3 protein-coding genes are annotated in these 2458 nt (G+C 67.8%); all 3 read left to right on the forward strand.

The genetic code is table 11. The features are described from left to right. The first annotated feature begins 140 nt into the window (after positions 1-140). Positions 141-1229 (forward strand): ACR3 family arsenite efflux transporter, encoded by a 1089-nt coding sequence (gene arsB / locus LLH23_11945; protein ID MCE5239186.1) that lies wholly within the window; start codon positions 141-143, stop codon positions 1227-1229. A gap of 119 nt (positions 1230-1348) precedes the next feature. Next, positions 1349-2164, forward strand: coding sequence for an arsenite methyltransferase (gene arsM, locus LLH23_11950; GenBank protein MCE5239187.1), 816 nt, complete (start codon positions 1349-1351; stop codon positions 2162-2164). 131 nt (positions 2165-2295) lie between these two features. Further along, a partial coding sequence (locus LLH23_11955; protein ID MCE5239188.1) for an arsenate reductase ArsC occupies positions 2296-2458 on the forward strand: 163 nt, incomplete at its 3' end.

Raw genomic sequence — 2458 nt, forward strand, 5'->3', positions numbered from 1 at the left:
CCCCCCGCCCGGCGGCGGGGCCCGCCGCACACGTGAGACCGCAGGCGGTCTCGGCGGCACCCGCCGCCTGAGTGTTTCCTTACATACCCAGACTTCAGTAGGGCCGCCGCGCGGCCCCCGGAGATGAGGCGAGTACCGACATGCCCGAGTCACTGAGCAGCCGTCTCTCTTTCCTCGACCGCTACCTGACGCTGTGGATCTTCCTGGCAATGGCCTTCGGCGTGGGAGTGGGCTACGTCTTCCCCGATCTGGTGAAGGCACTCAACGCCGCCTCGCAGGTGGGGACCACGTCCATCCCGCTGGCCCTCGGCCTCATCCTGATGATGTACCCGCCCCTGGCGAAGGTGAAGTACGAGGAGCTCGGCGAGGTCTTCCGCAACGGCCGCGTCCTCACGCTGTCGCTGGTGCAAAACTGGATCATCGGCCCGATCCTCATGTTCCTGCTCGCCATCGTCTTCCTCCGGGGCTACCCGGAGTACATGTACGGTCTCATCATGATCGGGCTGGCCCGCTGCATCGCGATGGTCATCGTGTGGAACGAGCTGGCCGACGGCGACACCGAGTACTGTGCCGGGCTGGTGGCCTTCAACTCGATCTTCCAGGTCCTGTTCTTCTCCGTCTACGCCTACGTGTTCATCACGGTGTTGCCGCCGCTGTTCGGCCTGCCCGGCACCACCGTCGCCGTGACGATGGGCCAGATCGCCCAGAGCGTCTTCATCTACCTGGGCATCCCCTTCCTCGGCGGCCTCATCACGCGCTTTGTCCTGATGCGAGCGCGCGGGCGCGAGTGGTACGAGCGGCGCTTCATCCCCCGTATCAGCCCCCTCACCCTGATCGCCCTGCTCTTCACGATCGTCGTCATGTTCTCGCTCAAGGGGCAGGTCATCGTGAAGCTGCCGCTGGACGTGCTGCGCATCGCCGTCCCCCTGCTCATCTACTTTGTCGTCATGTTCATGGTCTCGTTCTTCCTGAGCATGAAGGTCGGCGCCACCTATGGCCAGACGGCGACCCTGTCCTTCACCGCCGCCAGCAACAACTTCGAGCTGGCCATCGCCGTCGCCGTGGCCGTGTTCACGATCTCGTCCGGCGAGGCCTTCGCCGCCGTGATCGGGCCGCTGGTCGAGGTGCCGGTCCTCATCAGCCTGGTCAATGTCGCCCTGGCCTTCCGACGGCGCTACTTCCCGGAGGCCTGCGCGGAGGCCTGTGCGACCGGAGGCGAGGTCGGATGAACCGCTACGAGTGCCACCCCAAGGGCCAACCCGCCCACGCGGTGTGCGCCTTGTGGTCCGTGACTGATGCGCCGGGCGCCGCAACCGGCGTCTTGCGCCAACGAATAGGAGATGACTCGATGGACGATGTGAAGAAGACGGTGCGTGACAACTACGGTGAGATTGCCCGGCGGGCAGCCGAGGGCTGCGACGAGGGCATCGTCACCCGCGCCGACCCCGAGGCCGTCGGCTACGCGGGCGAGGACCTGGAGGCCGTGCCCGAGGGGGCGAACATGGGCCTGGGCTGTGGCAACCCGACGGCCCTGGCCGACCTGAAGCCAGGCGAGACCGTGCTGGACCTGGGCTCCGGTGGGGGCTTCGACTGCTTCCTGTCCGCCAACGCCGTCGGCCCCGAGGGCCACGTCATCGGCGTGGACATGACCGAGGACATGATCGCCGCCGCCCGCGCCAACGCCGAGAGGGGCGGCTATGCCAACGTGGAGTTCCGGCTCGGCGAGATCGAGGACCTGCCCGTCGCGGACGGATCGGTGGACGTGGTCATCAGCAACTGCGTCATCAACCTCGTGCCCGACAAGGCCCGCGCCTTCGCCGAGGCGTTCCGGGTGCTGAAGCCCGGCGGGCGGCTGCATGTGTCCGACATCGTCCTCGACGGCGAGGCTCCGGCTGATCTGCTCGCCAGCGTCGCGGCGTATGTGAACTGCGTGGCCGGGGCCATCAGCAAGACCGAGTACCTCGGCGCCATGGCCGCCGCCGGCCTCACCGACGTGACGGTCCATGTGGAGCGCGACGCCCGGGAACTGCTGAACGGTTGCTGTGTGCCCGGGGACGACGAGGGCGGCGGTTGCTGCTGCGCCTGTGACGACATGCCGGAGATGCCCGAGGTCCCCGAGGGCCTCGTCAAGTCCATCACGGTCAGCGCCCGCAAGCCGCGGTAGTGCCGACTTGCGCGAGTTCGCGCACTGGCGGAAACAGGCCGTGGGTGCCGCGTCGTGTGCGGCGGGCCCCACGGCCGGCGGCGGGGCCCGACGTACGCAGGCATCAGCAACAGCGGCCGAAAGGGGATTGCATGGCGAAGCTGAAGGTGCTCTTCCTGTGCACGGGCAACTCCTGCCGTAGCCAGATGGCTGAGGGGTGGGCGCGCGCGTTGCAGGGCGACGTCATCGAGCCTTACTCCGCCGGCCTCGAGAAGCACGGGATGAACCCGCTGGCCGTCAAGGTGATGGCCGAGG

It is taken from the genome of bacterium, assembly GCA_021372615.1.
Taxonomy (GTDB): domain Bacteria; phylum Armatimonadota; class Zipacnadia; order Zipacnadales; family UBA11051; genus JAJFUB01.